The organism is Candidatus Palauibacter sp., assembly GCF_965213655.1.
Lineage (GTDB): Bacteria > Gemmatimonadota > Gemmatimonadetes > Palauibacterales > Palauibacteraceae > Palauibacter.
The window spans coordinates 1,633,730-1,659,317 of sequence record NZ_CBDBZT010000003.1; the positions used below are offsets into that span (position 1 = coordinate 1,633,730).

Annotated in this window: 21 protein-coding genes, 1 tRNA gene, 1 other RNA gene and 1 pseudogene; all 24 read right to left on the reverse strand. The window is 69.6% G+C overall.

Annotated features, from left to right (window positions below):
* Nucleotides 1-9 precede the first annotated feature (9 nt).
* An RNA gene (gene ffs, locus ACOOGH_RS09485) (signal recognition particle sRNA small type) lies at nt 10-105 on the reverse strand.
* 46 nt (nt 106-151) lie between these two features.
* Nucleotides 152-556: a YraN family protein gene (locus tag ACOOGH_RS09490; protein WP_420448679.1), complete on the reverse strand. Its 405-nt coding sequence runs from the start codon at nt 554-556 to the stop codon at nt 152-154.
* The gene (gene aroF / locus ACOOGH_RS09495) at nt 540-1,583 is read right to left on the reverse strand and encodes a 3-deoxy-7-phosphoheptulonate synthase (RefSeq protein WP_420448680.1); all 1,044 of its coding nucleotides are present in this window, start codon (nt 1,581-1,583) and stop codon (nt 540-542) included. Before aroF ends, ACOOGH_RS09490 begins: the two co-directional genes overlap by 17 nt.
* Nucleotides 1,584-1,695: 112 nt before the next feature.
* Nucleotides 1,696-2,532: an MBL fold metallo-hydrolase gene (locus tag ACOOGH_RS09500; protein ID WP_420448681.1), complete on the reverse strand. Its 837-nt coding sequence runs from the start codon at nt 2,530-2,532 to the stop codon at nt 1,696-1,698.
* Nucleotides 2,529-6,038, reverse strand: coding sequence for a chromosome segregation protein SMC (gene smc, locus ACOOGH_RS09505; RefSeq protein WP_420448682.1), 3,510 nt, complete (start codon nt 6,036-6,038; stop codon nt 2,529-2,531). The genes ACOOGH_RS09500 and smc overlap by 4 nt, the downstream gene beginning before the upstream one ends.
* A gap of 6 nt (nt 6,039-6,044) precedes the next feature.
* Nucleotides 6,045-7,505, reverse strand: a complete 1,461-nt coding sequence (locus ACOOGH_RS09510; RefSeq protein ID WP_420448683.1) for an SPOR domain-containing protein — start codon at nt 7,503-7,505, stop codon at nt 6,045-6,047.
* Entirely contained in the window at nt 7,502-9,154 is a 1,653-nt protein-coding gene (locus ACOOGH_RS09515; RefSeq protein WP_420448684.1) for an SPOR domain-containing protein, read from the reverse strand. The genes ACOOGH_RS09510 and ACOOGH_RS09515 overlap by 4 nt, the downstream gene beginning before the upstream one ends.
* Before the next feature lie 86 nt (nt 9,155-9,240).
* Nucleotides 9,241-9,636, reverse strand: a complete 396-nt coding sequence (rsfS, locus tag ACOOGH_RS09520) for a ribosome silencing factor (RefSeq protein WP_420448685.1) — start codon at nt 9,634-9,636, stop codon at nt 9,241-9,243.
* Between the two features lie 22 nt (nt 9,637-9,658).
* Nucleotides 9,659-10,108, reverse strand: a complete 450-nt coding sequence (gene rplI, locus ACOOGH_RS09525; RefSeq protein ID WP_420448686.1) for a 50S ribosomal protein L9 — start codon at nt 10,106-10,108, stop codon at nt 9,659-9,661.
* A gap of 70 nt (nt 10,109-10,178) precedes the next feature.
* On the reverse strand, nt 10,179-11,114 hold the full coding sequence (locus ACOOGH_RS09530) for a DUF2232 domain-containing protein (RefSeq protein ID WP_420448687.1): 936 nt from the start codon (nt 11,112-11,114) through the stop codon (nt 10,179-10,181).
* Nucleotides 11,115-11,126: 12 nt separating this feature from the next.
* Nucleotides 11,127-11,345 (reverse strand): 30S ribosomal protein S18, encoded by a 219-nt coding sequence (gene rpsR, locus ACOOGH_RS09535; RefSeq protein ID WP_420448688.1) that lies wholly within the window; start codon nt 11,343-11,345, stop codon nt 11,127-11,129.
* Nucleotides 11,346-12,020, reverse strand: a complete 675-nt coding sequence (rpsF, locus tag ACOOGH_RS09540; RefSeq protein ID WP_420448689.1) for a 30S ribosomal protein S6 — start codon at nt 12,018-12,020, stop codon at nt 11,346-11,348.
* Between the two features lie 164 nt (nt 12,021-12,184).
* Complete coding sequence (locus tag ACOOGH_RS09545; protein ID WP_420448690.1) at nt 12,185-14,320, reverse strand: sodium-translocating pyrophosphatase; 2,136 nt, start codon at nt 14,318-14,320, stop codon at nt 12,185-12,187.
* A 52-nt stretch (nt 14,321-14,372) separates the two neighbouring features.
* Nucleotides 14,373-14,942, reverse strand: a complete 570-nt coding sequence (gene pth / locus ACOOGH_RS09550) for an aminoacyl-tRNA hydrolase (RefSeq protein WP_420448691.1) — start codon at nt 14,940-14,942, stop codon at nt 14,373-14,375.
* Nucleotides 14,943-14,972: 30 nt separating this feature from the next.
* Nucleotides 14,973-15,626 carry a 50S ribosomal protein L25/general stress protein Ctc gene (locus tag ACOOGH_RS09555; RefSeq protein WP_420448692.1) on the reverse strand — a complete coding sequence of 218 codons (654 nt, stop codon included), beginning with the start codon at nt 15,624-15,626 and terminating at the stop codon, nt 14,973-14,975.
* Between the two features lie 48 nt (nt 15,627-15,674).
* Entirely contained in the window at nt 15,675-16,640 is a 966-nt protein-coding gene (locus ACOOGH_RS09560) for a ribose-phosphate diphosphokinase (protein ID WP_420448693.1), read from the reverse strand.
* Nucleotides 16,641-16,836: 196 nt separating this feature from the next.
* Nucleotides 16,837-17,898: a mechanosensitive ion channel family protein gene (locus ACOOGH_RS09565; RefSeq protein WP_420448694.1), complete on the reverse strand. Its 1,062-nt coding sequence runs from the start codon at nt 17,896-17,898 to the stop codon at nt 16,837-16,839.
* A 31-nt stretch (nt 17,899-17,929) separates the two neighbouring features.
* Nucleotides 17,930-20,080 (reverse strand): thioredoxin domain-containing protein, encoded by a 2,151-nt coding sequence (locus tag ACOOGH_RS09570; protein WP_420448695.1) that lies wholly within the window; start codon nt 20,078-20,080, stop codon nt 17,930-17,932.
* 4 nt (nt 20,081-20,084) lie between these two features.
* Nucleotides 20,085-20,155 (reverse strand) — tRNA-Gln (locus tag ACOOGH_RS09575).
* Between the two features lie 39 nt (nt 20,156-20,194).
* A complete protein-coding gene (locus tag ACOOGH_RS09580) occupies nt 20,195-21,103 on the reverse strand; it encodes a 4-(cytidine 5'-diphospho)-2-C-methyl-D-erythritol kinase (RefSeq protein WP_420448696.1) in 909 nt (302 codons plus the stop codon).
* Nucleotides 21,100-22,119 (reverse strand): lysylphosphatidylglycerol synthase transmembrane domain-containing protein, encoded by a 1,020-nt coding sequence (locus ACOOGH_RS09585; RefSeq protein WP_420448697.1) that lies wholly within the window; start codon nt 22,117-22,119, stop codon nt 21,100-21,102. The genes ACOOGH_RS09580 and ACOOGH_RS09585 overlap by 4 nt, the downstream gene beginning before the upstream one ends.
* Nucleotides 22,116-22,871 (reverse strand): pyridoxine 5'-phosphate synthase, encoded by a 756-nt coding sequence (locus tag ACOOGH_RS09590; protein ID WP_420448698.1) that lies wholly within the window; start codon nt 22,869-22,871, stop codon nt 22,116-22,118. The genes ACOOGH_RS09585 and ACOOGH_RS09590 overlap by 4 nt, the downstream gene beginning before the upstream one ends.
* 37 nt (nt 22,872-22,908) lie before the next feature.
* Complete coding sequence (gene hflX, locus ACOOGH_RS09595) at nt 22,909-24,195, reverse strand: GTPase HflX (RefSeq protein ID WP_420448699.1); 1,287 nt, start codon at nt 24,193-24,195, stop codon at nt 22,909-22,911.
* Nucleotides 24,192-25,509, reverse strand: a pseudogene (locus ACOOGH_RS09600) (replication-associated recombination protein A). Before ACOOGH_RS09600 ends, hflX begins: the two are co-directional and overlap by 4 nt.
* Nucleotides 25,510-25,588: the final 79 nt, after the last annotated feature.

Genomic DNA, 25,588 nt, shown 5'->3' on the forward strand with positions numbered 1-25,588 from the left:
TCGGGCGAAAGACCCCAGGCGGGCCGTGGCGACCGTCACACGCTTACCGCTGCTACCTTCACGGTCCTGACGGGATTCACGCGCTTCGGCCCCACGGGCCTGGGGCACCCGTATCTTATCGGCCCGCAGGGGCAGCGGCCAGAAAAAACCGTCACGTGTCGTCGCCGTAAAACGCTTCCGGTATGTGCTGCACCCGCCACCTTCCGCGACGATCGACCTCCACCGCGACCAGGTCGAAGCGGGCCTCCGTGGCGGCGCCCGGATGCCGGCTCAGCCACGCACCGGCCGCCCGGCGGATTCTCCCCCGCTGGGAGCGGGAGAGCGCCTCCTCGGGCGGCTGCACGCCCAAACGGCGAGTCTTCACTTCGACGAACGCCACCGTGTCTCCCGACCTGACGACGAGATCGATCTCCAACCGCCCCGCGCGCCAGTTGCGGTCGAGGATCTCGTATCCCGCGTCGGCGAGATGGCGGGCGGCCATGCGCTCGCCGAGGCGGCCGAGGCTGCTCCTGGTCCGGGTCGGGACGCGCCGGGTCCGGTCAGCCGTGGGCGGCAACCGGTGCGCGAGCGATCCCGCGGCCGATCGCCTTCGCGATGGGATGGAGTTCCACCATCAACGCGTCGAACTGCTCCGGCGTGAGAGACTGCTGGCCGTCCGAGGCCGCCTTCGCGGGATCGGGATGGACCTCGAGGATGAGCGCGTCCGCGCCCGCCGCAACCGCGGCGCGGGCCATCGGTCCGACCTTCGACCGGAATCCCGTGCCGTGGCTGGGGTCCGCGACGACCGGAAGGTGCGACAACTCGTGGATCGTCACGACGGCGGCGAGGTCGAAGAGGTTCCGCGTGTGCGTGCCGAAGCTGCGGATGCCGCGCTCGCACAGCATCACGCGTGATTCGCCCTCGGCGACGATATACTCCGCGGCGAGCAGCAACTCCGTGATCATCGCGGCCATCCCCCGCTTGAGGAGAACCGGTTTGCCCGCCCGGCCCGCAGCCCGCAGCAGGGAGTAGTTCTGCATGTTCCGCGCACCGATCTGGATGATGTCGGCGTATTCCGCGACGAGGCCCATGCTCTCCACGTCCAGCGCCTCGGTGACGATCGCGAGGCCCGTCTCCTCCCGCGCGCGCGCGAGCAACTGCAGCCCCTCTTCCCCGAGCCCCTGGAAGGAGTAGGGCGAGGTCCGCGGCTTGAAGGCTCCGCCGCGCAGTACGGTCGCCCCGGCTTCCGCGACCCGGTGCGCGGTCTCCAGAATCTGTTGGCGCGACTCCACGGAGCACGGGCCGGCCATGACGACGACGTCCTTCCCACCGATCCGTACCCCGTTGGACAGTTCGATGACCGTGTCGTCGGCACACCACTCGCGGCTCACCTGCTTGTACGGCTGCGAGACGTGAATGACGCGGAGCACGCCCTCGATCCCCACGAGCCGGCTCTCCTGTACGCGTCCATCGTTTCCGACGAGGCCCACGGTCGTGCGCTGCGCGCCCGGCATGAGCCGGGCCCGGTATCCCATATCCTCGATCGCGCGGACCACGTCCTCGATCTGACCGTCCGTGGCGCCGTGCTTCATGACCACCAGCATCGTTCCCCCTGTGCATGATCTCTGCCCGCCCTGCGCGCGTTCGGCGCGGCCGAGCCGTGACCGTCCGGTCCGCTCCGCGCGGAGCCGGCAGGAGCAGGATACTCCGCTCGCGTCACCTGTTCGTCAACGTGACGCGAAATCCCTCTCTCGCGAGGCACGCATCGCCCGCGTATCCGGCCTCGGCCACGAGACGGGCGACATCGTGGCCCGTTCGGAAGTGCGGGTAGATGTGCGTGAGAACGAGAAGACGGGGGGACGCGGCGGACGCGATCCCGGCGACGCTTGCAGGTGACAGGTGGTTGTCCGTCGCCTGCGAGTCCGGCAGCGAGCACTCGCACACGAGGGCGCTCACCCCGGACATGAACGGGCCCAGTTCCCTCGAGGGCCCGGTGTCGCCCGTGTAGCCGAAGCTGAATGCCCCGCCTTCAAGCCGCCACGCCACGCTCTCCTCGGTGTGCGGCGTCTTGCGGGCTTCGAGCCGCGGACCTCCGCTCAGGTCGCGGCCTTCATCGGGCGCGAGTTCCTCGATGAGAACGGGGAAACCGGGATTCAGGACAAAGTCTCCGTACGTGCTCGCAAGACGTTCGAAGAACCTGCGGGTGCCCCCGGGGCCCCAGACCGTGAGCGGTCGGCTTCGGGGTTGGGCGAGACCGTGTCTCAGCGCGAAGAACAGGCCCGGGAGCGCTCCGACGTGATCCGCGTGGAAGTGGGAGATGGCGAGATCGGTGATCGCCCCCCAGGGCAAGCCGAGTCGGGCGAGGGCCTGCACGGCTCCGGGGCCGCAGTCGAAGAGAACGCGCGTTCCCCCGGCCTCACCCGCGCCCGGCGACGCGACCCAGTATGACGAGGCAGCCCGGTCCGCTTCGGGGACGACGGTGCCACACCCGACGACGACCAGTTCAGCCGTCGCAGCTTCCGGCGCGTGTCCCGCGGGTTCCGACTCGTTCACGCCACTTGCGTGTTGAACTCCACGCCGACGATCGAGGAGACGCCCGCCTCCTGCATCGTCACGCCGTAGATCCAGTCGGCGTTCTCGATCGTCCGCGGATTGTGCGTGATGACGACGAACTGCGTCTCCTGCTTGAATTCCTTCAGCATGCGGACGAACCGCAGGATGTTCGTTTCGTCCAGCGGCGCGTCCACCTCGTCCAGCAGACAGAACGGGCTCGGCTTCGCGAGGTAGATCGCGAACAGCAGGGCGAGCGCCGTCAGCGCCCGTTCACCGCCGGAAAGCAGGTGGATTCGCTGCGTCTTCTTGCCGCGGGGACTGGCCGAGATCTCGATCGGAGAGTCCAGTGCGTCGTCCGGATTCTCGAACCAGAGGTCGCACTGTCCGCCCTCGAAGAGAGAGTCGAAGGTGCGGTGAAAGTTGGCCCTCACCTGTTCGAACGTCTCCAGGAGCGCGGCGGTTGCCTGGCGATTGATTTTCCGGATCGACGTGCGGAGGTCGTCGCGCGCGCGGGTGAGGTCGTCGCGCTGTTCGGTCAGGAAGTCGAGACGCTGCTGTTCCTCCTCGTACTCCTGTTGCGCGAGGAGATTGACGGGGCCGATGCGGGCGATCGAACGCCGCACGCGCTCGAGTTCCGGTTCCCATTCTTCCATTGCGGCATCGTCGATGGGGTCGACGCGTCCGCGAAGTTCGGCGAGCGGCGCATCCCACTCCGCCTCCACGCGGCTCCGAATCGCGGACTCCCGTGCCTCCAGCTGCGTGGTCTCCAGTTCGAGCCGATGCCTGGCGTCCACGCGTTCCCGCTCGAGCCTGCGTGCCTCGCTCAACTCCGACTCCAGCCTGTCCAGCCGTCCGCGACGCTCCGAGATTCGCCGTTCGAGCGCCGACAGATCCGCCTCGTACCGCGCTCTGGTTTCGAGCGCGGCGCCGATCGAGGCCTCCACATCCTCCGACTGCCTCTGGCTGTCCGCGATCAGGGCATGGAGCCGGTTCACTTCCCGCGCCAACGTCTCCGACCGCTCATCCGCATCGCTCGCGGCCTCGGCGAGGCGGCTTTCCACTCCGCGTCGATTCTCGACCTCGGCTTCCTGCCGCGCCTGTGCCAGCTCCGCACCATGAAGGTCGGCTTGCCCCGTGTCGGCGGCCTCACGGGCGATGTCGGCCCTGTCCCGCATTTCCTCCCAGGTGGACGACAACCGCGAGACGCTCTCATCGAGGTCCCCGGCGCGGGCGTCCTCGTCCGCCGAGAGCGACACCTCATCTGCGCTGAACGCTTCCAGTTGCTCGATGCGGCCGGCGAGCTCGCGACGCTCTTCATCCAGCCGGACGAGCCGCGCCTCCGCGGACGTCCGGTCGGCTTCGGCTTCGCGGCGCGCCGACTCGGCATCGGTCACCGAACGCTGCAGCGTGTCGACCCGTGCGAGCGCCTCCGCGGCCGCGGCCCCCAGCTCCTCCACTTCCTCCCGCGATCGCACGGTCTCCGCTTCGAGCACCTTCGCTTCCTCACGCAGGGTGCGGAGTTCGGCGCGGCGGCTCAGGAGTCCCTCCCCGGTGGCACGTCCCACATGAACCCCGCCCCACTGATCCTGGCGCAGACCCTCGGGATGCACCCAGGCGTGCGGGCGCGGCGTCAATTCGCCGCCGGAGGGGACTCCGACGCCCGCGAGCAGGGCCTTTATCCAGACTGCCCCGGCTCCCGTCGCGTCGACGTGTTGCGTGAGAGGGGAGTCCGCCTCCGCGGCCCCCGCCAGCGGGCCCGGATCGAGCGGGAGCAGCAGGATGCCCTCTTCTCCGCCGCGGCGTTTCAGCCACGCCTCGACTGCCCGCACCACGGACCAGTCTTGCACGACGACGCCGTGCAGATACGGGCCGAGATGAGACTCGACCGCGGATGCCCACGGGGCGGGAGCCTCCATGAACTCCGACAGGGCGCCGTGGAGTCCGGAGATCGCGGTCCGGTCCTTCAGCAGTTCGGCCACGGCCTCCGGGAGCAGGGCACTCGACCCCACCAGAGACCCGAGACTCGAGGCGCGTGCGCGTGCCGCGGCGAGGCGGCCCTCGAGGTCGGCGACTTCCTCGCGGGCACGACGCAGTGCCTCCTCCGCGGAGGCGGCGCTATCGCGGGCCGCCTGTAGCCGCTCTCGCTCCGCTTCGAGATTCTGGCCCGCCCGTGTCTCGAGTTCCGACGCGCTCTCCACCTCAATCCGGAGTTGCCGCTCCTGAGCGGCCAGCGCGTCGAGAGCCGGGCGTCGGCGCTCGAGTTCCTCGCTCCGGTCGCGGGCTCGCACCTCCTTCACGCTGAGTTCGAGCCTCCAGCGATCCGCCTCGCGGCGGGCCTTTTCGAGGGCTTCGCGAGCGGCATCGCGCTCGCGGGCCGCCGCCCGGCCCGTCTCGGCCAGAGCCTGCGCCCGCAGCCCGAGTCGAGCCGCGGCCTCCGCGCCCGCGGCGGCCAGCGAGCGGCCCTCCTCCAGAGCCGCCCGCGCATCCGCCACTCGCTCCCGGAGGTCGGTGCGACGGCGTTCGTTGCGGCGCACTTCCTCCTCGAGGGTCCCGAGTCGGTCGCGCGCGCCCGAGATTCTCTCCCGGGCAAGGAGCCGTGTGCGCTCCTGCTCCTCTACGGCGCGCCGGGCCTCCTCCTGGCGCCGGGCCAGACCGGCCCGTTCGCGCTCCATGTCGGTGTACTCGAGGCGGAGCGCCTCCGCCCGCGTTTCTGCCGTACGCAGGTCCACATGGTCCGGCTCCGTGTCCGGTTCGAGCCGCTCCATTTCCGCTCGAGCCTCGGCCAGGCGCCGGGTCGTCTCCTGGAGCCGGGCGTCCGCGACCGCGATCTCGAGTTGCAGGAGGCGGGCTCGAAGCTTCGCATGGCGCTCCGCCCGTCCGCGCTGCTGCGCGAGCGAGCGGACCTTGGACCCGACCTCGACCAGAACGTCCTCGAGCCGCTGCAGGTCGTTGTCGGCCTGTTCGAGCCGGCGCGTCGCGATCCGGCGACGGTCCTTGTAGCGCCCGATCCCGGCCGCTTCCTCGAACAGTGAGCGGCGCTCTTCGGCGCGGTCCGAGAGGATCGCGTCCACCATGCGGGCTTCGATCATCGCGTAGGCGTTGGAGCCCAGCCCGGTGTCGCGGCACAGATCCAGGATGTCCTTGAGTCGGCAGGCCGATCCGTTGAGCGTGTATTCGCTCTCGCCCCCGCGGTAGACGGTGCGCCCGATCGCAACGTCGGTATAGGGCACGGGCAGCACGCCGTCCTCGTTGGAGACCTCGAGCAGGACCTCGGCTCTGTGGATGGGTTGCCGCGCCTCCGTCCCTCCGAAGATCGCCTCTTCCATGCGGGACCCGCGGATCGCCGTGGGGCGCTGCTCACCCAGAACCCAGCGCAGCGCGTCGGAGATGTTCGATTTTCCGCAGCCGTTCGGGCCGACGACGGCGGTGATGCCGTCGTGCAATTCGATCCGCGTCCGGTCGGCGAACGACTTGAATCCGCGCAGGGTCAGGGCCTTGATCTTCAAGCGCCCTCAGCGGCTTGGGGGAATGGCGCCGCCGCGCCTCACGATCAGCGCTGCGGGTTCGCCGGCCGCTTCCAGCATTTCGGCCATGGGGGCCGCGGCCTGTTCGCTCTCGTACGCGCCCCCGTACACGCGGAACACCGGCATTCCGTCGAGCGCCGCCTCCAGGCTGTAGGCGGGGAGGCCGCGCGATCCGAGTTCGGCGATGCGCGCTTCCATCGCCGGGCGATCCGCGAACACGCCCAGATCGTAGGCGAATCGCACGGGACGGAGGAGCCAGGCACTTGCCTCCTCCGCCGCTCCGGCCGCCACGAGTTCGTCCATGAGGACGGACGCTTCCGCCTCGCTCGCGAGCGCCCCGGCAAGGATCCGCTGATACAAGACGCCCCGGATCGTCGTAGGGGCGGTGAAGTACGGTGCGCCCGCGTGGAGCGCGCGGATTTCCTCCACGCGTGCCGCCGCGTCGACCGGGTCCCCGAAACTCCCGACGAGCACGGAGTAGGGTCGCTCGGAGGCCGACTCGAACGCGTCCAGGACGGCGGCCTCCTCCGGCACCTGCGCGACAGGGGCCTGCTCGACAACCTCCGGAAGCTCGGCCGGCGTGTCCGGCGCCTCGACCGGTGTGTCCTGCGGCTCGGTGGCGGGCGTCGCCTCCACGGGACTTGCCGGGACCTCGTCCCGGGCCGCGATCATCGACCCGACACGGGAGATCGCGCTGTCGAGCCAACCGTTCCTGTACGCCCACCAGTTCCCGGCCGCCAACGCCGCGATAACCAGCACCGCGGCGAACGGGCGCGCGCGCGAGCGTCGCCCCCCGGCCTGCTCGGGTATCGGTGGCGCAGGTTCCGGAGCCGCAGGAGGCTCGGGCGGCGTCGCGACGGGGGCCGGTTCGGGCTCGGGTGCGTCCTCCGGAGCCTCCGCATCGGGTACCAGGCTCTCGAAGGGAACGCGACCGTAGCATTCCAGGCCTCCGAGATCCTCGACGGACGCTGCTCCCAGGGCGATGTACCCGTCGAGGAGGCGGAGGAGACCGGGCGCGGGACGCGAGCGCTCGGACACGGCAAGGAAGAGCGTCCCGCCTCGCTCCTTTACCTGGGAGACGAAGCGTTCGAAGGCGGCCGAATCGAGCAATCCTGCCACGCCTTCGGGGACCTGTCCCGCGGGCAGATACGCGTATGGGCAGTCCGCGCGCTGTACGGCGACCTGGGCAAGTCCGGTCCGGCCCGCGAGGAAGCTCGCCATGCCGCCCGAATCTGCCGTCGCGGGCCCGCCGGCCAGTTCATCGAGGGGCGACGGCCCGGGTTCCGAGTTCAGGAGGAGCGTCTGTCGGCGGCGGCGGGCGATGGACGTGGCGATCGCATCAACGACCGTCGCGCTTCTTTCGGCCTCCGAGCTCTCGAAGACGACCGCCACGATACACGCTCTCTCGGGCAGTTCCCACCCGAACGGGGCCGCGGCATGTGCGTTCATGGGGCTGGCCTCGCCGGCAGGGGATTTTCCTCTTCGTGAATCCACGCATCGATCCCTCTCTCCCGCCGCAACTCGCGCGTCACCCCTTCCGCGTCGGGTCGCGTCGGGTAGGGACCCACGAGCAGCCGAAACCAGGTGTCGTCGGCCTCATCCAGCCGACGCAACACGTGCGTCGAATAGCCGGAGCGGTCGAGGAGTTGGCGCATCTGTCCGAGCGCGGCCAACTGCCGGGAGGAAAGCACGACGGCATAGAACCCGCCCGGAAGCTCGGGCATCGGGGCCGCCGCCGGCTCGTCCGCTGTTTCCGGACGCGGTGCGGACTCCCCGGATTCGTCGTCCCCCGGTGCGGGACTTTCGGCATTCGGCCTCCGACTTCCCCCTCGGTCCGGCCTCCCCACCGTCAAGAGTCCGATGCGGCCGGGAGGCGAGCTGTCGGCGAGCGCTTCGAGCGCCTCTTCGGCATCTTCCAGCGTGTCTTCCGGCACGACGGCGGCGGACGCGACGGGCAGGCGGCGTCCCCACCGGAAGGGGAGCCACCAGGCGTCGGCGGGTCCCTCCACGGGGGCGATTTGCCCGTTCTTGCGCAGCAGGCCGAGGCCGCTCCCTGTGGACACCAGAACCGCTCCGCCGGGCAGTGCGATCGGCAGGTCCGGACGCCACTCTCCGGGGACGGCGTCCAGACCGGTTTCCCCCGCCCTCGCGGACCACACGTTCGAGCCGTCGAAGGCAACGAGCCGGTCGCCCGTCATCCCGGGCCGCAAGGCCTCGAGGGGAGTCTCCAGCCGCGAGGAGCCGAGTTCGTGCCAGTCGTAGCGATCGATGACGACAAACCGCGGCCGGTCGGCCGACGCCGCGAACACGCGGTGCTGGGACGGCGACAGGGCCAGAGCCCGGGGAACGCCGTCGATCTCCGCCCCTTCGGCCGGTTCGAGATCGGGTATGGACCACTCCGTGAGACCGCGGCCGTTTTCGGACGCCGTCACGATGGTTCGACCCCAGCCCGCGAGGGTGACGGGACCTCTCGTGGCGACGCCACGCGTCGTCGCGGGCCTCGCTTCCCCAGCCTCCCACACGGCGAGCTCGGGGCCCTCCGCTCCTTCGACGAGAGCGACGACCCGATCTCCGGCCGCGGGCGCCGCCCAGTGCACGGCGCCGTCAGCCGTGACCTCGGCGGTGCGGGTGGGGGTAATGGCGAGGATGCGGTTCCCGGACACGAAAGCGCCCCCGGCGGGCGAGGCAATCCAGCGGGCATCGGCCGGCGCGTCGGGCAGCGGCGTCTCGGCCTCCACGGGCGAGGTCGCATAGAGGCGGAGCCGCCGCCCCCGCTGCAACACGACCGCCGATCCGAGCGAATGGGCCGCGGTGACGTCTCCAAGTGAGAGGCGTCCGGTCCAGCGCACGGTCGACGGATTCTCGATCGACCGGAACTGCGCGACTCCGCCACGACGCGGAATGACGAGAAGCCCGTACCGCGCGAGGGCCGAGCCGGAGACGAGGGTCGGACCTTGAAGGGGGTCGGGTTGATCATCCGGGGGACTGCCGCAGGCGCCCGAGGCACTCGCGACGCCCAGCAGGAGGAGGAGCGCAGCCGGCATATTCGCCGCGCGCACGGCGAAGCGAAAGGAGGAACAACCGATTGAACTCGTCACGTCTGCCACGTCCTCCGGCCCACCCTCAGAGGTTGCACCCCAAGCTAGCGACGGGCCCCGGGTCGCGGAACGGCTCCGAGCCCCGTTCACTCCAGTTCGAAGATGGGGGCGTCCCCCCACAGGCGCTCAAGCTGGTAAAACTCCCTCACTTCGCCGAGGAAGACGTGCACGATGAGGCCGCCGTAATCCATCAGCACCCAACGCCCAGCGTTCAGTCCCTCCACCCCGACGGGACGAAAACCGTCCTCGCGGGTTCGATCGAGGATGTTCTCGCTGATCGCACGCGCGTGCGTGTCGGAGTCGCCTGTCGCGATGACGAAGAAGTCGGTGACATCCGACAAGCCGCGCAGATCGAGGATCGTCGGGAGCCGCGCGTTCCTCTCGAGCGCCGCCTCCGCCACGCTGCGAAGCTCCGGAGAGGGGTCTCCCCGTTCAGAGAGGCGGCGCCACACTTCCTCGAGTGGGATCGGGCTCGGCGTCATCGGCATCATCGGTCGCGGTCCGTTAATCCTCGGCGACCACCGACACCTTCAGTTCGGGCTCGACATCCACATGGACTCTCACCGGGACGTCGTGCTCGCCGAGATCCTTTATCGGATCGTCCAGCCGGATCGTGCGACGGTCCACGGAGACACCTGCCTTCTCCAGTTCATCCGCAATATCCGCGGCCGTTACTGAACCGAACAGGCGCCCGCCCTCGCTCGCCCTGCGGACGAAGCTCACAGCTCTCCCTTCCAGTTCGCTCGCCAGCTGCCGGGCGGCTTCGCGGTCGCGCTCGGCGGACTGTTCGACCTGACGTCGCTCTTCCTCGAACCGGCGGCGATTCCCCTCCGTCGCCACGAGAGCGATCCCCTGCGGCACCAGATAGTTTCGCGCGTACCCCGGCCGCACGTTGACCAGCTCGCCCGCGCGGCCGAGATCCGCGACGTCCCTTCTCAGAATCACTTGCACCATCGATCCCTCCACTTGTGTCCACCGGCTGAACCGGTCACGCCACCTGACGCGCCCTCCTCCGCCCCGGGGTTCACGCTCCGTCCGCTTTCACCCCCGCGCGCGATCGCAGGTCCAGCCACGTATCGCTGATTCCCATGACGAGGGACGCACCCACCGTCACGGGGTAGAGCACCAGCGCCGCGAGCACCCAGGCGCCGATCACCCAGCCCGAGCTTAGCACGGAAGCCCCGAGCCACACGAGCACCGCAAGACCTCTGAGCAGATAGAGGCCGCCCATCACCGTAACAATGTTACCGCCCGCGCGCTCCGCCCACGCACCCGCGGGGAGGACCAGAAGCCCGAGCCCCAGCACGAGCACCCAGACCAGGTGGTCGCCGAACCGGAACTCCCGCAGCGGCGGGAGCGGTCGCGGTTCTCCCCGGACCCGTCCCAGCACATAGCCGACGACTCCGAGCGCCGAGATCGAAGCAAGCGCGAGCATGGCGGGATAGACGGCTTCCCACAGGCTCACCGCGCGACCCACCGCCGCTTCCACCGAGCGGCCGCCCCACGTCTCCAGATCGTACGCCGCCAGCGCCTGGCTGAACTGCCCGGAGATCCGCCAGTCCAGGTCCGCGACAAGTTCGGGCCGCAGCACCCCGAGGGCCGCAACCGTGGCTCCCGCGATCGCGACCGACGCCAGCGACCGGTCCAGCACCCTCCGCTCCGGCGCCAGCGCAGTGCCGAGGGCGAACCCACCGGCCAGGAGCAGCGCCCAACCCCGTTCGATGTACCAGAGCGGCCCCGCCTCCCGAAGCCCCAGGGCCGCTCCGGCCAGGAGCAGGAGCGCCAGGGCCGCCGAACCGGACCGGGGCGTCTCGAACGTCAGGATCGCCACAGCCGCGGGAACGCCGACGATGGCCATGAGCCCCAGCGGCGACGAACTCAGAGGCGAAAGCAGCATGACCAGCAGGAGGAGACCCGCGGCCGGCCAGAGACCGCTCCAGCGCTCCCTCAGCGGCCCCACGCCGGAGCGACGCTAGTCGTAGTAGCCGCGGATGTACGGCAGCAATGCGAGATACCGCGCCCGCTTGATCGCAGCCGCCACCCCCCGCTGGTGTCGAGCACATGTCCCCGTGGCTCGCCGCGGCAGGATCTTGCCACGGTCCGAAATATAGCGATCCAGCGTGCGTTCATCCTTGTAGTCCACGCTGGGCATCCGGGCCTCGCAGAACCGGCACGCCTTTCGAAAGGCCATTTACTCCTCCTTCGCGTCGGCGGACTCGTCCGGCTCCCCGGCGTCCGCGCCCGCAGCATCCGGCTCTGTATCCGCGTCCGTGTCGTCCGCCTCGGCTTCGTCGCCCTCGTCTGCTTCCTCGGCGGCGTCCGCTTCCTCGCCCTCGTCCGCTTCCTCGGCGTCGGTCGCCTCCTCAGCCTCGTCCGCTTCCTCAGCCTCGTCCGCCTCGTCGGCCCCTTCAGCCTCGTCGACCCCTTCAGCGTCGTCGGCCTCCTCGGTTTCGGACGCTTCGCTGGCCGGTTCCTCGGCATCTCCCTCGGCTGCTTCCTGGGCCTCCGGTGCCGCTCCTTCCGCGCCGGCTGTTTCTGCATCGGGGACCGCCGGCTTCTCCTCGGGGACCGGCAGCGGATGTTCCGCGATCACGATCAGGTACCGGAGGACGTCATCTTCGAGCTTCAGCACGCGCTCCAGCTCCACGAGCGGATCGGGTGCCGAAGTGAACTGGGCGACGACGTAGTGGCCGGTCCGCTGCTTCCGGATCGGGTAGGCGAGCTGGCGCTTGCCCCAGTGGACCGTCGCGGTGACTTCACCCGGACCGTCGGCCGTGATGATGGCGTGGTAGCGCTCGAGCTTGGCCTCGATCTCTTCGGAGGTCAGGCTCGAATGGAAGATGTACACGATTTCATAATCGCGCATGGAGAACTCCCCCGGTCTCGTCGGCCCCGACCCTCGGTCGGAGCAGGAGTCTGCATTTGGCGGCCCGCCAGAAGGCGGCGAACCCCTATGTGAAGGCGGCGCAAAGCTAGGTCATCCGGCCCCGCTGTCAAGGCGGGGCCGCGGACCCGGGGCCGGCAGTCCTGCTAGAAGAGCCCCAGGGCCCGCAGCACACCGCCGGCGGCGGCGAGGACGGCCTCCACGGCTTCCGGCGCCGCCGCGGCCATCCCATGCACATCGACGAACCAGGGCGCGAGGACCAGCGAGACGACGCTCATCAGCTTCACGACGATGTTCATGGACGGTCCGGACGTGTCCTTGAAGGGATCGCCCACCGTGTCGCCGACCACGGCCGCCTTGTGCGGGTCGGATCCCTTGCCCCCGTGGGCTCCCGTCTCGATGTACTTCTTGGCGTTGTCCCACGCGCCCCCGGAGTTCGCCATGAAGAGCGCGAGCAGCACGCCGGTCACGGTCGCGCCGGCCAGCGCGCCGCCCAGCGCCTCCACGCCCAGGAAGCGGCCGACCATGATGGGGACGATGATGGCCACGAGACCGGGCACGATCATCTCGCGCAGGGCGGCACGCGTGGAGATGTCGACGCAGCGCGCCGAGTCCGGCTTCGCCGTCCCCTCCATGATGCCGGGGATCTCCCGGAACTGGCGACGCACCTCCGCCACCATGCCGGCCGCCGCCCGGCCCACCGCCGTCATCGTGAGCGCGGCGATGAAGAACGGGGTCACGCCGCCGATGAAGAGCCCCATGACGACCAGCGGATTGATGAGGTTGATGCCCGTCTCGCGCAGACCCACCGCGTTCGCGTAAGCGGAGAACAGGGCCAGCGCCGTGAGCGCGGCGGAGCCGACCGCGAAGCCCTTCCCGATCGCCGCCGTCGTGTTGCCGAGCGAGTCGAGCGAGTCGGTGACCGAGCGGACCTCGGGCCCCAGTTCCGCCATCTCCGAGATGCCGCCGGCGTTGTCGGCCACCGGACCGTACGCGTCCACGGACATCGTCACGCCGACCGTGGCCAGCATCCCCACCGCGGCGATCCCGATCCCGTACAGACCGGCGAAGTTGAAGGCGAGGAAGATGGCGGCCGAGATCAGGAGCATCGGGATCAGGGTCGACTCCATGCCCACCGCGAGTCCCGTGATGATGTTCGTCGCGGAGCCCGTCTCGGAGGCCGCAGCAATGCGCCGGATCGGTTTCTCCGCCGTGTAGTACTCCGTCACGAGGCCGATGGCGATGCCGACCAGCGAACCGAACAGCATGGCCCAGAAGGGACCGGCGTTCGGGTGGATGAAGACCCACTTGCCCTGCGCCTCGGCATCGAACAGCTGCAGGTTCACCGTGATCGCGTACGCCGCGACCCAGAAGATCACGGCCCCGATGATCGGCGCCCAGCGGAGGGCCGAAGCCGGGCTCATGCGCTCGAGGACGCGGATGGCGAGAACGCCGACCGCGCTCGCCAGGAAGCCGGCCATGATGTAGAGGACCGGCAGCGCGACGGCCGCGAGGCGGGCTCCGTCGAGGATCATCGCGCTCGTCACGCCGATGACGATCGTGGCGATGACCGAGCCGACGTACGACTCGAAGATGTCCGCCCCCATCCCCGCCACGTCGCCCACGTTGTCGCCCACGTTGTCGGCGATCGTCGCGGGGTTGCGGGGATCGTCCTCCGGGATGCCGGCCTCGACCTTGCCCACCAGGTCCGCGCCGACGTCGGCGGCCTTCGTGTAGATGCCGCCGCCCACGCGCGCGAAGAGGGCGATCGAGGAGGCGCCCATCGCGAAACCCGAGATGATCTCGCCGAAGGAGCGGAAGCCGGTCGCCTGCGGATCGTAGATCATGATCACGGCGCCGATTCCGAGCAGGCCGAGCGCCGCCACCGCGATGCCCATCACGGCCCCGCCCGAGAAGGCCACGCGAAGCGCCTTGGCCTGACCTTCCGCGCGCGCCGCCTCGGAGGTGCGGACGTTGGCCGACGTCGCCGCTTGCATGCCGAAGAAGCCTGCCAGGACCGAGCAGGCCGCGCCCAGTGCGTAGGCGACCGCCGTGTGCGGGCCGACGAGCCAGAACAGGAGGGCTCCGACGACGACGATGAACGGCAGCAGCACAGTGTACTCGCGCCTCAGGAACGCCATCGCGCCCGAGTGGATCGCCTCCGCCAGCTCGGCCATCTTCTCGTTTCCGACGGGCTGCGCCTTCACGTACATGAACAGTGCGAAGGCGAAGAAGAGCCCGATCACGCCGAGCCAGATCGCAAAATCGATGTTTCCGACCACGTTTCCCTGCTCCCTTGACTATTCCCTTGACGATTCCCCGGTCAGCGGGGGTTCACCCCGGACGGTTGAAGCGGTTCATCGCCGCTTCCACACCATGGTCCAGCCAGTACTCCACCGCGTCCACGGCTCGGGGGAAGGCGCCCAGCGCTTCTTCCTCCTCCGCTCGCGGCATCCGTGCCAACACCCAGGCCGCCAGGTCGATGCGCTCGTCCGGCGGCCGCCCGACGCCGAGCCTGAGGCGACCGTAATCGTTCGAATCGAGACTCGCCGATATCGAGGCGAGACCGTTGTGCCCACCCGGCGACCCCCTCTTTCGCACGCGAAGGCGCCCGGCCGGCAGCGCGACATCGTCGACGAGGACGAGGATGTCGGTTGCCGGGTCGAACCGCCGCGCCGCGCGCAGCGCCGCCAGCGCCTCGCCGCTCCGGTTCATGTACGTCAGCGGCTTGTGGATCTCCACCCCCGGCCGCCCGGATCCCGTCGCCCACGCGGTGGCCCCGTCCGTGCGAAACGGCTCGGCGCCCCATCGGCGCGCCAAGCGATCCGCGAGCCACCAACCGATGTTGTGCCGCGTATCCCGGTACTTCGCGCCGGGGTTGCCCAGCGCGAGCAGCAGCCGCATCGCGCCGACGGACCCGACCCGGCCTCCGGCTCAGTCCTCCTCCGGCTCGTCGCTCGCGGCTTCGGCCTCCTCGCCTTCCACTTCCTCGCCCAGTTCCTCGTCGACTTCCTCTTCTTCTTCGAGGGCCGGCGGCACGACCGTGCATATCGTGGTCGTTTCGTCGTCGAGGATCGTGACCCCGCCCGCGTCAACGTCCGAGACATGAAGCGAGTCCCCGATCTCGAGTTCGGAGGTGTCGACCTCGAATCCGCTCGGAATCTCGTTCGGCAGACACTCGACTTCGAGCTCATGCCGGAGGAACTGGAGCATCCCGCCCATCTCCACGCCGGCTGGACTCCCTACGAGGTGGACCGGGATCGGCACCCGGATCTTCACGTCCGCGCGGATCTCGAAGAAGTCCACGTGCAGAAGCTGGGGTCGATACGGGTGGCGCTGGATCTCGCGGATCAGGACCGGGCGCGGCTCGCCGCCGTCGACCTCGAGGTCGATTACGGTCGTGGCCGCATGGACTTGGCTCAGGAGGCGCGAAAGCTCATGCGTGTCGAGCGCCAGCGACTCGGTCTCGTCGCGGCGGCCGTACACGACCGCGGGCAACTGGCCGCTCCGGCGGAGTTGTCGCGCCGCGCCCTTTCCGGAGGTGGTGCGCGTCTGCGCAGTCAGTCTGACGGATTCGTTCGTCATCATTCTCTCGGTTTTCTTTTCGGTTCCCTGATTCCGCACTTGAACGGTCCGCTACTTGAACAGTTTGCTCACGGAACTGTTCGTGTGCGTACTCTCGATGGCCTGCGCGAGCAGGCTCGCTACCGACAGCACGGTCAGGTTGGGGAGCGCTTCCATCACTCCCGGGGCGAGCGGCACAGTGTCCGTCACCGTGATCTCCTTCACATCGGCTGACGCGAGGCGCTCGAGCGCCGGCCCCGAGAAGAGCGGGTGCGTGGCGAGGACGTAGACGTCCAGCGCGCCGCGCTCCTTGAGCACTTCGATCGTCGACACCATGGTCCCGGCGGTGTCGATCATGTCGTCGGGCACGATGCAGTGCTTCCCTTCGACTTCGCCCACGATGTTCGAGACCTCCGCCTCGTTCGGCGCCGGACGCCGCTTGTCGATGATCGCAAGGTCTCCCCCGAGGCGGCGCGCGTAGCCCCGCGCCATCTTCGCGGCGCTCACGTCCGTCGCGACGACGACCAGATTGTCCAGCTTCTTCATCTCGTAGTAGCGCCGGAAGACCGGGGCCGCGTACAGGTGGTCCACGGGAATGTCGAAGAAGCCCTGGATCTGGTGCTGGTGAAAGTCGATCGAGAGCACCCTGTCCGCGCCGGCCGCCGTCATCAGGTTCGCGAGCAGCTTCGCCGCGATCGATACGCGCGGCTGATCCTTCCGGTCGGAGCGGCCATACCCGTAGTAGGGCACGACCGCCGTGACCCTCGCCGCCGAGGCGCGCTTCGCCGCGTCGATCAGGATCAGCAGTTCGAGCACGTTCTCCGCCGGCGGGTTCGTGGGCTGGATGAGGAAGACGTCGCGCCCGCGCACGTTCTCATCGATGCGGACGAAGATCTCGCCGTCGGCGAACCGCTTGATCGTGACGTCGCAGAGCCGCTCTCGGAGCACGTCGGCGATGCCCTGCGCGAGGGCGGGATTCGCCGTACCCGAAAGCAGCATGATCGGACTCGTGTGGAACGAGAAGTCCGTTGTATCCATGCGTGTCGACTGGCTCGCTGGTCTGGTTCCGGCGCTCGTCGCTCCGCACGCACGCGGAGGCCTTGCCGGAATGGAGAGAAACTGTGCGGGTCCCGAACCCGTGTGCCGCGAGGCCGCACCCCGCGGCGACAGCCGCCCAGACTACCGATTCACGCGGGTTCCTGTCAACGAGCGCCCGGCCTCGAGCGCGCGGCGGTTACTCTGCCGCCGGACCCGCCGGAATCGTGTAGATCACCTGCGTCGGGTAGGCGAATTCGACCCCGTGCGCCTCGAACTGCTCGTGGATCGCGAGCAGCACCGCCTGCTTCGAATCCATGAAGCGGTCGTATTCGGGCACGGTCATGTAGAAGATGGTGTCGAACTCGATCGCGGAGTCCGCGAAGCCCGAGAGGTGGCAGCGGTCGAAGCGGGTCTCCTCCTGCGCCGCCACGATCTCCTCGATCCAGCCGGGGATCTGCGCCAGGAGTTCGCGCGGCGTCTCGTAGGTCACGCCGACCTTCAGCGCCCCGCGCCGGTCCGCCATGCGCCCGAGGTTCCGGATCCGGGTGTTGATCACATCGCTGTTTCCGAGGATGAGTTGCTCGCCGCCGAGGCTGCGCAGCCGGGTCGTCTTGAGGCCGATGTGCTCCACCGACCCCTGGAAGTCGCCGATGACCAGGAAGTCGCCGATGACGAAGGGTTTGTCGAGGATGATGGAGAGCGACGCGAGCAGGTCGCCGAGCACGTTCTGGGCCGCGAGGGCGACGGCGATGCCGCCGATGCCGAGGCCCGCGAGCAGGGCCGCGACCTCGACCCCGAGGTTGTCGAGGATGAGGAGGAGGACGAGGGACCACACCGCGAGCCGGCCCACGAAGGAGAGCGCGCTGACCATGGTCACGGCCTCCGCGTCCTCGCCCGCCGTGGCATCCACGAACCGCCGCACCCAGAAGGCGATCGCGGCGCTGGCCCAGATCCCGCCCTGAACGACGATGGCGATGACCGCGGCGCGGCGAATGACGAGCGCCACCACGGCATCGAGTTCGAGCACGAGCGAGGCGGCGAAGAGCGCCACGAAGAGGATGAGACCGAACTTCGTCTCGCCGAGCACGCCAGCGACGAGATCGTCGACCGAGGTCCGGGTCTGGCTCGCGAAGCGCGCGAAGGCCCGCAGCGCGTAGCGTTCGAGGAGCCACAGCGCCAAGGTGGTGAAGGCGTAGATGCCGGCGGCGATCAGCCAGGCCGCAAGCGTGTTTCCGTAGATTGTCTGGTCCAGGCCCATGCCTTGAACTCCGTGTCTCTTGCGGGACGAATCAGGTGAGTTGCTTGACCATTTCGGTCACGTCGGTCGTCGGGCGCCGGCACGCGAAGCCCGAGCAGACATACGCCGCCGCCTTCCCGTCCACGAGATCGTGCGGCCCGGTGAAGGGCGCGATCTCCTCGAGCAGCTCCGCCGCGGGCGGTCCGGGCGCGTCAGGCCCCCCACCCGCGGGCTTGAAGAGGACGGACGTCCGGGGGCCGTAGCGGCCGGCAAGCGCGTCGAGCAGGCGGCGCGTGCCGGCGGCGTCGGGGTCTCCGGTGACGACGACTTCCTGCGACGGTCCGAGCGCGAGGTCGAGGGCGACGAGCGACATGGTGTGCGCGGAGGGTGCGCCGCCGACGGGGCCCGCCAGAGCCCGGCGCAGGGATTCCGCCCGGTCGAGGAGTTCGAGGTCGCCCGTGAGCCGGCCCAGCCGGAGGAGCACGTACCAGGTGGTCGCGTTGGCCGAGGGCGTGGCGCCGTCGTATAGCTCCTTCTGGCGTACGGGCAGGTCGCTCTGCGCCGCATCGACGTTGAACACGCCGAGGCGGTCGGGGTCCCAGAAGCGCTCCAGCAGCGCGTCCACCACCTCCCTGGCCGACCGGAGCCAGCGCGGGTCGAAGGTCGCACCGTAGAGTTCGATCAGCCCCCAGGCGAGGCAGGCGTGGTCCGCCGCCCCCGCCACGATGGCCGAGTCCCCGTCCCGGTAGCGGTGGAGCAGCGTCCCCTCCTCGTCCCGGAGCCGGTCGAGGATGAAGTCGGCCGCCTGCGCCGCCGCCTCGACAAGCGATTCGTCGCCGAACGCGAGTCCGCTTCGGGCCAGCGCCGCGATCATGAGCCCGTTCCAGTCGGTCAGAACCTTGTCGTCCAGAAGCGGACGCTCGCGCGTCGAGCGCGTCGCGAACAGGACGCGCCGGGCCTCTTCCAGCCGTTCTTCGATCCGATCGACTTCCTCCCCGAGCGCCGCCGCGATCTCCGCGGTCGTTTCGCCCACGTGAAGGATGTTCTCGCCCGTGCGCAGCCCCGACGCCTCATCGGCGAAGTTGCCGCGAGCCTCGACGCGGAACGCGCGTCTCGCGAGCCGGGTGCCATCCTCCCCGAGCGCCGGCCCGAGCACGGCATCGAATTCGTCCCGGGTCCAGACGTAGAACGCCCCCTCCCGGCCCTCGCTGTCGGCGTCCTCCGCGGAATGGAATCCGCCCTCCGCGTCCGTGAGGTCGCGCGCCACATACTCGTAGATCTCGTGCGCCACGGTGCGGTGTGCGTCGTCGCCCGTCATCTGCCACAACTCCGTGTACGCCATGGCAAGCAGCGCCTGGTCGTACAGCATTTTCTCGAAGTGCGGCACGAGCCAGCGTGCGTCCGTCGAGTAGCGGTGGAAGCCGTACCCTACGTGGTCGAAGATCCCTCCCCGACGCATCGATACGAGCGTCTTCTCGACCATCTCCACGCCGCGCCGGTCGCCGGTGCGGTCGCTCCATCGCAGGAGGAAGAGGAGTTGGTGCGGCGCGGGGAATTTCGGGGCCCGGGAGAACCCTCCCTGGTGGGGGTCGTAGCGGGCCAGCAGGTCGCTGAAGCCGCGGCGCAACGTGTCTTCGTCGAGTACACCGTCCATCGAACCCAGGCCGCGGACCTCGACTTCCCGGATGGCAGCCAGGGCCGAAACGCCCGCCGCCTCGACGTCCGCCCGCCGCTCCCGCCACAGAGCTGCGAGCCGCGGCAGCAGGTCCAGCATTCCCGCCCGCCCGGCCACGCTCTCGCGCGGGAAGTAAGTCCCGGCGAAGAAGGGCTGCTTGTCCGGCGTCATCACGATCGTGAGCGGCCATCCCCCCTGCCCCGTCATGAGTTGGCACGCCGTCATGTAGACGCCGTCGATGTCCGGCCGTTCCTCGCGGTCCACCTTGATCGACACGAAGTCCCGGTTGAGGAGCGCGGCCACATCCGCGTCCTCGAAGGACTCGCGCTCCATCACGTGGCACCAGTGGCAAGTGGCGTACCCGATGGAGAGAAAGATCGGGCGATCCTCGACCCGCGCGCGCTCGAACGCCTCCTCATCCCATGGAACCCAGTCCACGGGATTGAGGGCGTGCTGGAGAAGATAGGGGCTCTTCTCCCGCGCGAGCCGGTTGGCCCGCCCGTCGGGGCGGGGGTTGGAATCAGGCATGGGATTGGCCCCCCAGGGGTCGAACCTGGATCATCGGCTCCAAAGGCCGGTGTCTTGCCATTAGACGAGGGGCCAGAAGCGCCGAACATGACGCGACGCGGCAGAGCGAGTCAATCAGACGGGGAGCGTGATCTCCTCTATTCGGGGATCTCCGGTGCCCTCGAACCCCGCAAGGCTTCGGCGGGCGCGCGCGCGCTCCCTGTCGTCGCGGAAGATCGCAAACAGAGCGGAGCCCGATCCGGTCATCGCGGCCACCGTCGGATCGCACGACCGAAGCCGTTCGAGGAGTTCCGACAGTACCGGATGCCGGGAGAGGACGGGCGCCTCGAGGTCGTTTCGGACGAGACGATCGAGGGAGCCCCACTCCGTCAACCTCGTCCCGCCCGGAAACACCGAGGCCCCTCCGGCATCGACGTCCGTGCGCCCGAGCCAGCCATACGCCTCGGGGGTGGAGACGTGGATTCCGGAGCAGACGAGCAACGCGGGCCGCGGTCGGGGCGGCCGGAGCGGGAGGAGCCGGCGCCCGCGCTCCCAGCCCAGGGCCATCGGTACCCCGAGGAGGGCGAAAGGCACGTCGCTCCCGATCTCGCCGGCGAGGGACAGGAGTTCGCCTTCATCCAGGCGGGGCCACCGGTCCGCGAGCAGGCGCAGTGTCGCGCCCGCGTCCGCGCTTCCCCCGCCGAGTCCGCTCCCCATCGGGATCCGCTTCGTGAGGCGGATGTGGACGGCAGGCCGCCTCCGCCTCCCGAAGGCCCGGTCGAGGAACCCTGCCGCCGCCTGCCAGCAGAGATTCGAAGGTCCATCCGGAACACCCTCCGACAGCGGTCCGTCGACGGAGAGACCGACGCCTGCCCGAGCAGCCTCCGGCTCGAACTCGGAGAGGCTGACGGTGTCGGAGATGCTGGTGCGGGCGAGTATGGTCTCGACGCCGTGAAAGCCCGTTTCGTCCCGGGCGAACACGCGCAGGCGCAGGTTGATCTTCGCGTGTGCTTCCGCGCTCCCGACCTCCCCCGCACCCCTCACGCCGAGGCTTCCGGCGCTCGCCGCTCTCTCGGTCCCAGTTCACGGCGGCTGATCCCGAGGCGCCGCATGTACCAGATCCCGAGTACCGTGATGGGCAGGAAGGTGAGGATGTGGTAGCCCGCGGCGAAGCTGATGATTCTCGCCGGCTCGATCTGATGGAGTTCAAGCGCGACGCGGGCCGCCGTCTCGAACGGTCCGAAGTACCCCGGCGTCGACGGAATCGCGACGGCGAAACTGATCGTCGTCTGGAGGACGAGCGCGCCGAGGAACCCGGGCCTGACGATGTCGAACGCGAGGAACCCGAGATAGAACGAAAAGGCGTTCCAGCCCCACACGGCGAACGACCACAGCATTGCGCGGGCGAAGACGTGCGCGTGGCGCAGCGCCCCGAGACCGGCGACAAATGCAGCAAGCACGTCCGTGATCCGGTCGGCGACGCGGTCCGGTGCGAGCCGATGAGACCACTTGGCCGCGAGCCGGAGGAAGCGGTTCGGGAAGCGGACGAGCAGGGCGAGCGCAATCAGGTTCGCGGAGACGAGGATGACCCCCACCGTGAACAGGTCGCGCAGCGTTCCGGAGGCGGCTTCGTCGACCCCTACGATGAAGAAGGCGGGGACGAGGAAGACCATGAGGACGATCGCGTCGAGCAGACGCTCCACGATGAGCGAGGCCAGCGCGGCGGTCAGCGGCACCGGGGTGATCCGAGACAGCGAGTAGGCGCGGGCGAACTCCCCGAGCCGGCCGGGGAGGACGTTGTTCGCCATGAAGCCGATGCACACGGCCGCGTAACGCGAACCGAACGGCAGGCTCCCGTTCGAGGCGCGGAGGAGGATCTCCCACCGTATCGCGCGGATGTTGAAGGTGAGCGTTGCGACCACCGTGGCGGCCAGCAGCAGCCACACGTTCGCCTCGCCCAGGTGTCTCAGGAGTTCGGCTGCCGAGACGTCCCGCAACGCCCAGACAAGAAGCGCGACGGAGACGAGGACGCCGATGAGGACTGTGAGGCGGCCTTTCACCCGCGCGCCTCGCGCACGAGTTCCGACATCTCGAGCACCGCGCGCTCCATCCCCACGAGCACGGAGCGGCTCACGATCGAGTGGCCGATGTTGAGTTCCTCACACTCCGCGATCGCCGCCACCGGCTGAACGTTCTCGTAGGTGAGTCCGTGTCCGGCGTGCACCCCGAGGCCGGCGGCTTCCGCCCGGGCCGCCGCATCCTCCAGCCGCGCCAGTTCGTGGTCGGCGTGCGCCTGGTCCGGTGCGTTGGCGTATTCGCCGGTGTGGAGTTCGATCGCGGCGGCGCCCGCTTCCGCCGAGGCATCCACGGCCGCGGGATCGGGGTCGATGAAGAGCGAGGTGCGGATCCCGGCGTCCTGCAGCCGCGCCACGGCGGCGGCGATGCGGGCCGGATCGACGGACAGGTCCAGTCCGCCTTCCGTCGTCAGTTCCTCCCTCTTCTCGGGGACGAGCGTGGCCTGCGCCGGCCGCCAGCGCTCGGCGAGGGCGAGCACCTCTTCCTCGGCCGCGAGTTCGAGGTTGACGAGCGTGCGCACCGTCTGCTGCAGGAGTCCCACGTCGCGGTCCTGGATGTGCCGGCGATCCTCTCGCAGGTGCACCGTGATCCCGTTCGCGCCCCCGAGTTCGGCGAGCACGGCGGCCCGCACCGGATCGGGTTCGTCCGTGCCGCGCGCCTGCCGCACCGTCGCCACGTGATCGATGTTCACGCACAGTCGGCAGTCGACCAGGTGCGAGAAGCTGCTGTTCGCCATGATGTGCTCCCGTTATTCGGCCTCGCGGCCCGCTGCGTCAGGCGGCGTCGGCCCGCTCCACGGCCAGGCCGCTCTCGCGCCAGCGGCCGGCCACCGCGACGGGTACGCGGGCCACGATTACCACGCACCCGGCTTCGTACACCCGCTCCAGCACCTCGCCCTCGCGGTACGCCTCGGCCAGTCGGGCGCCGTCCCCGATGGGCAGGCTCACCCGCACCGTCTCGAGGCGGGCCCGCATCGCGGCCTGAAGGGCCTCGCGCAGCGGATCCAATCCACCCTCCTCCACGATCGACGTCAGAACGTGCGGCCGACCGTTCGCCGCGGCCCGCTCACGCAGCGCCCGCTCCTCCTCGTGCGTGAGCCGATCGATCTTGTTGTAGACCTCGACCACCGGACGGTCCGCCATGCCGGCCTCCGCCAGCACTCCCTCCACGGCCTCTCGCTGTGCGTCCCGGCTCGGCGACGACGCATCGATCACATGCAGCAGGAGGTTGGCCTCGGCGAGTTCTTCCATCGTCGCCCGGAAGGACGCCACGAGATGATGCGGCAGCTTCCGGATGAACCCCACGGTATCGGTGAGGAGGATCGGACCCGGGCCTTCGAGATCGCAAACCCGGGTCGCCGAGTCCACCGTCGCGAATAGCCGATCCTCCACGAAGACGTCCGAGCCCGACAGGCCGCGCAGGATGGAGGACTTGCCCGCATTCGTATAGCCCGTGAGGGCCACGGTGAACTGCTCGCTCCGTGCCCGGCGCTGCGTGACCCGCGCCCGCGCGATGTGGCCGAGCTTGCGGCGCAGCCGGGCCAGGCGCCGGTCGATGAGTCGGCGGTCGGTCTCGATCTGCTGCTCCCCGGGTCCGCGCGCGCCGATGCCCCCGCCTTCGCGAGAAAGGTGGGTCCACATGCGCTTCAATCGGGTCCGCATGTACTGAAGCTGGGCGAGCTCCACCTGGAGCTTCGCTTCCGAGGTCCGGGCCCGCAGCGCGAAGATGTCGAGGATGAGTTCGGTCCGGTCGAGCGCGCGCACCCTCAGCGCCGCTTCAAGATTCGCCCCCTGGGCGGGCGTGAGTTCCTCGTCGAAGATGGCGAGCGTCGCATCGTGCTCGCGGAGCGCCGCCGACAGGCGTTCGACCTTCCCCTTGCCGATGAAGGTCGAGGCGTTCGGCGTGCGCAGACGCTGGACGACCGTGCCCCGGACATCGGCTCCCGCCGTCGCCGCGAGGCGGGCGAGTTCCTCGAGGTGTTCGTCCACCGTCTCCTGGGGCATGTCGGGCGGAGGCGCGCCCACGAGAACCGCGCGCTCAGCCATCCGGTCCGAAGTCACTCTGTCGATCGATTCTCCTCCATCCTGTCGACCCCCGGCTCCGCTTCAGCCGCTGCCCGCGCCCGGCTGTCGCGGATCGCTTCGAGCCGGCGCCTCGCGTCCGCTTCCCAGCCGCGCTCCACGGGATCGTACCAGCGGCTTCCGCTCAGCGACTCCGGAAGGTAGGACTGGGCGGCCACGCCGTCTTCGTCGTCGTGATCGTAGCGGTACCCCGATCCGTACCCAAGTTCCTTCATGAGCCGCGTGGGCGCGTTTCGAATATGGAACGGGACGGGCTCGGCGGGCGTTTCGCGCGCCGCGCCGGCAGCGGCGCCGAAAGCCCGGTAGACCGCGTTCGATTTCGGGGCGATGGCCAGGTACGTGACCGCCTGGGCCAGGGCCAGATCTCCTTCGGGGCTACCGAGAAAGTGGTACGCGTCCCGCGCCGCGATCGTGACTGCCAGCGCACCGGGGTCCGCGAGTCCGATATCCTCGGCGGCCATGCGCACGATGCGTCGGGCCAGGTACATGGGATCCTCGCCGCCGTCCAGCATCCGCGCGAGCCAGTAGAGCGCCGCGTCCGCGTCCGAGCCCCGCACGGCCTTGTGCAAGGCGGAGATGAGGTTGAAGTGCTCCTCGCCCGACTTGTCGTAGCGCGCGAACCGTTTCTGCAGTGCGGCCGCCACATGTTCGACGGAGATCGCCGCGACGCCGGCCACGCCGGCAAGATCCGCCGCCGTCTCGAGCGCGTTCAGGGCGCGCCGGGCATCCCCATCCGCCTCGACCCCGAGTCGGGTCAACGCGTCCGCGTCTATGCGGAGGCTCCGGTCTCCGAGGCCGCGCTCGCGGTCCTGAAGCGCGCGAGCGCAGATTTCCGTGACCTCTTCCGGCGCCAGCGGCTCGAGCACGAAGACGCGCGTGCGGGACAGGAGCGGGCCGACGACCTCGAAGCTGGGGTTCTCCGTCGTGGCCCCGATGAGCGTGACCGCGCCGCGCTCGACGTGCGGGAGGAGGGCATCCTGCTGCGCCCGGTTGAAGCGATGGATTTCATCCACGAAGAGGACGGTGCCGCGGCCGGTGGCCGCGCGGCGCGCCTTCGCCTCTTCGAGGATGCGGCGGACGCGCGGAATACCATCGGTCACGGCCGAGAAGGGGACGAAGGCAGCCTCCATGCGGCTGGCCAGCAGTCCCGCCAGCGTCGTCTTACCCGTTCCCCGGCGGGCCCCAGAAGATGAGGCTCGGGACGCGGCCGCTCTGAATGAGCTGGCGCAGGGGCTGGCGCTCGCCTACGAGCTTCGGCTGTCCGACGAACTCCTCGAGCGCACGGGGCCGCATGCGGGCGGCGAGCGGCGAGTCGGTGAGGCCGGCATCTCGAGTCCCGGCGGCCCCGCCCGGCTTCGCGGCATCCGCGGAC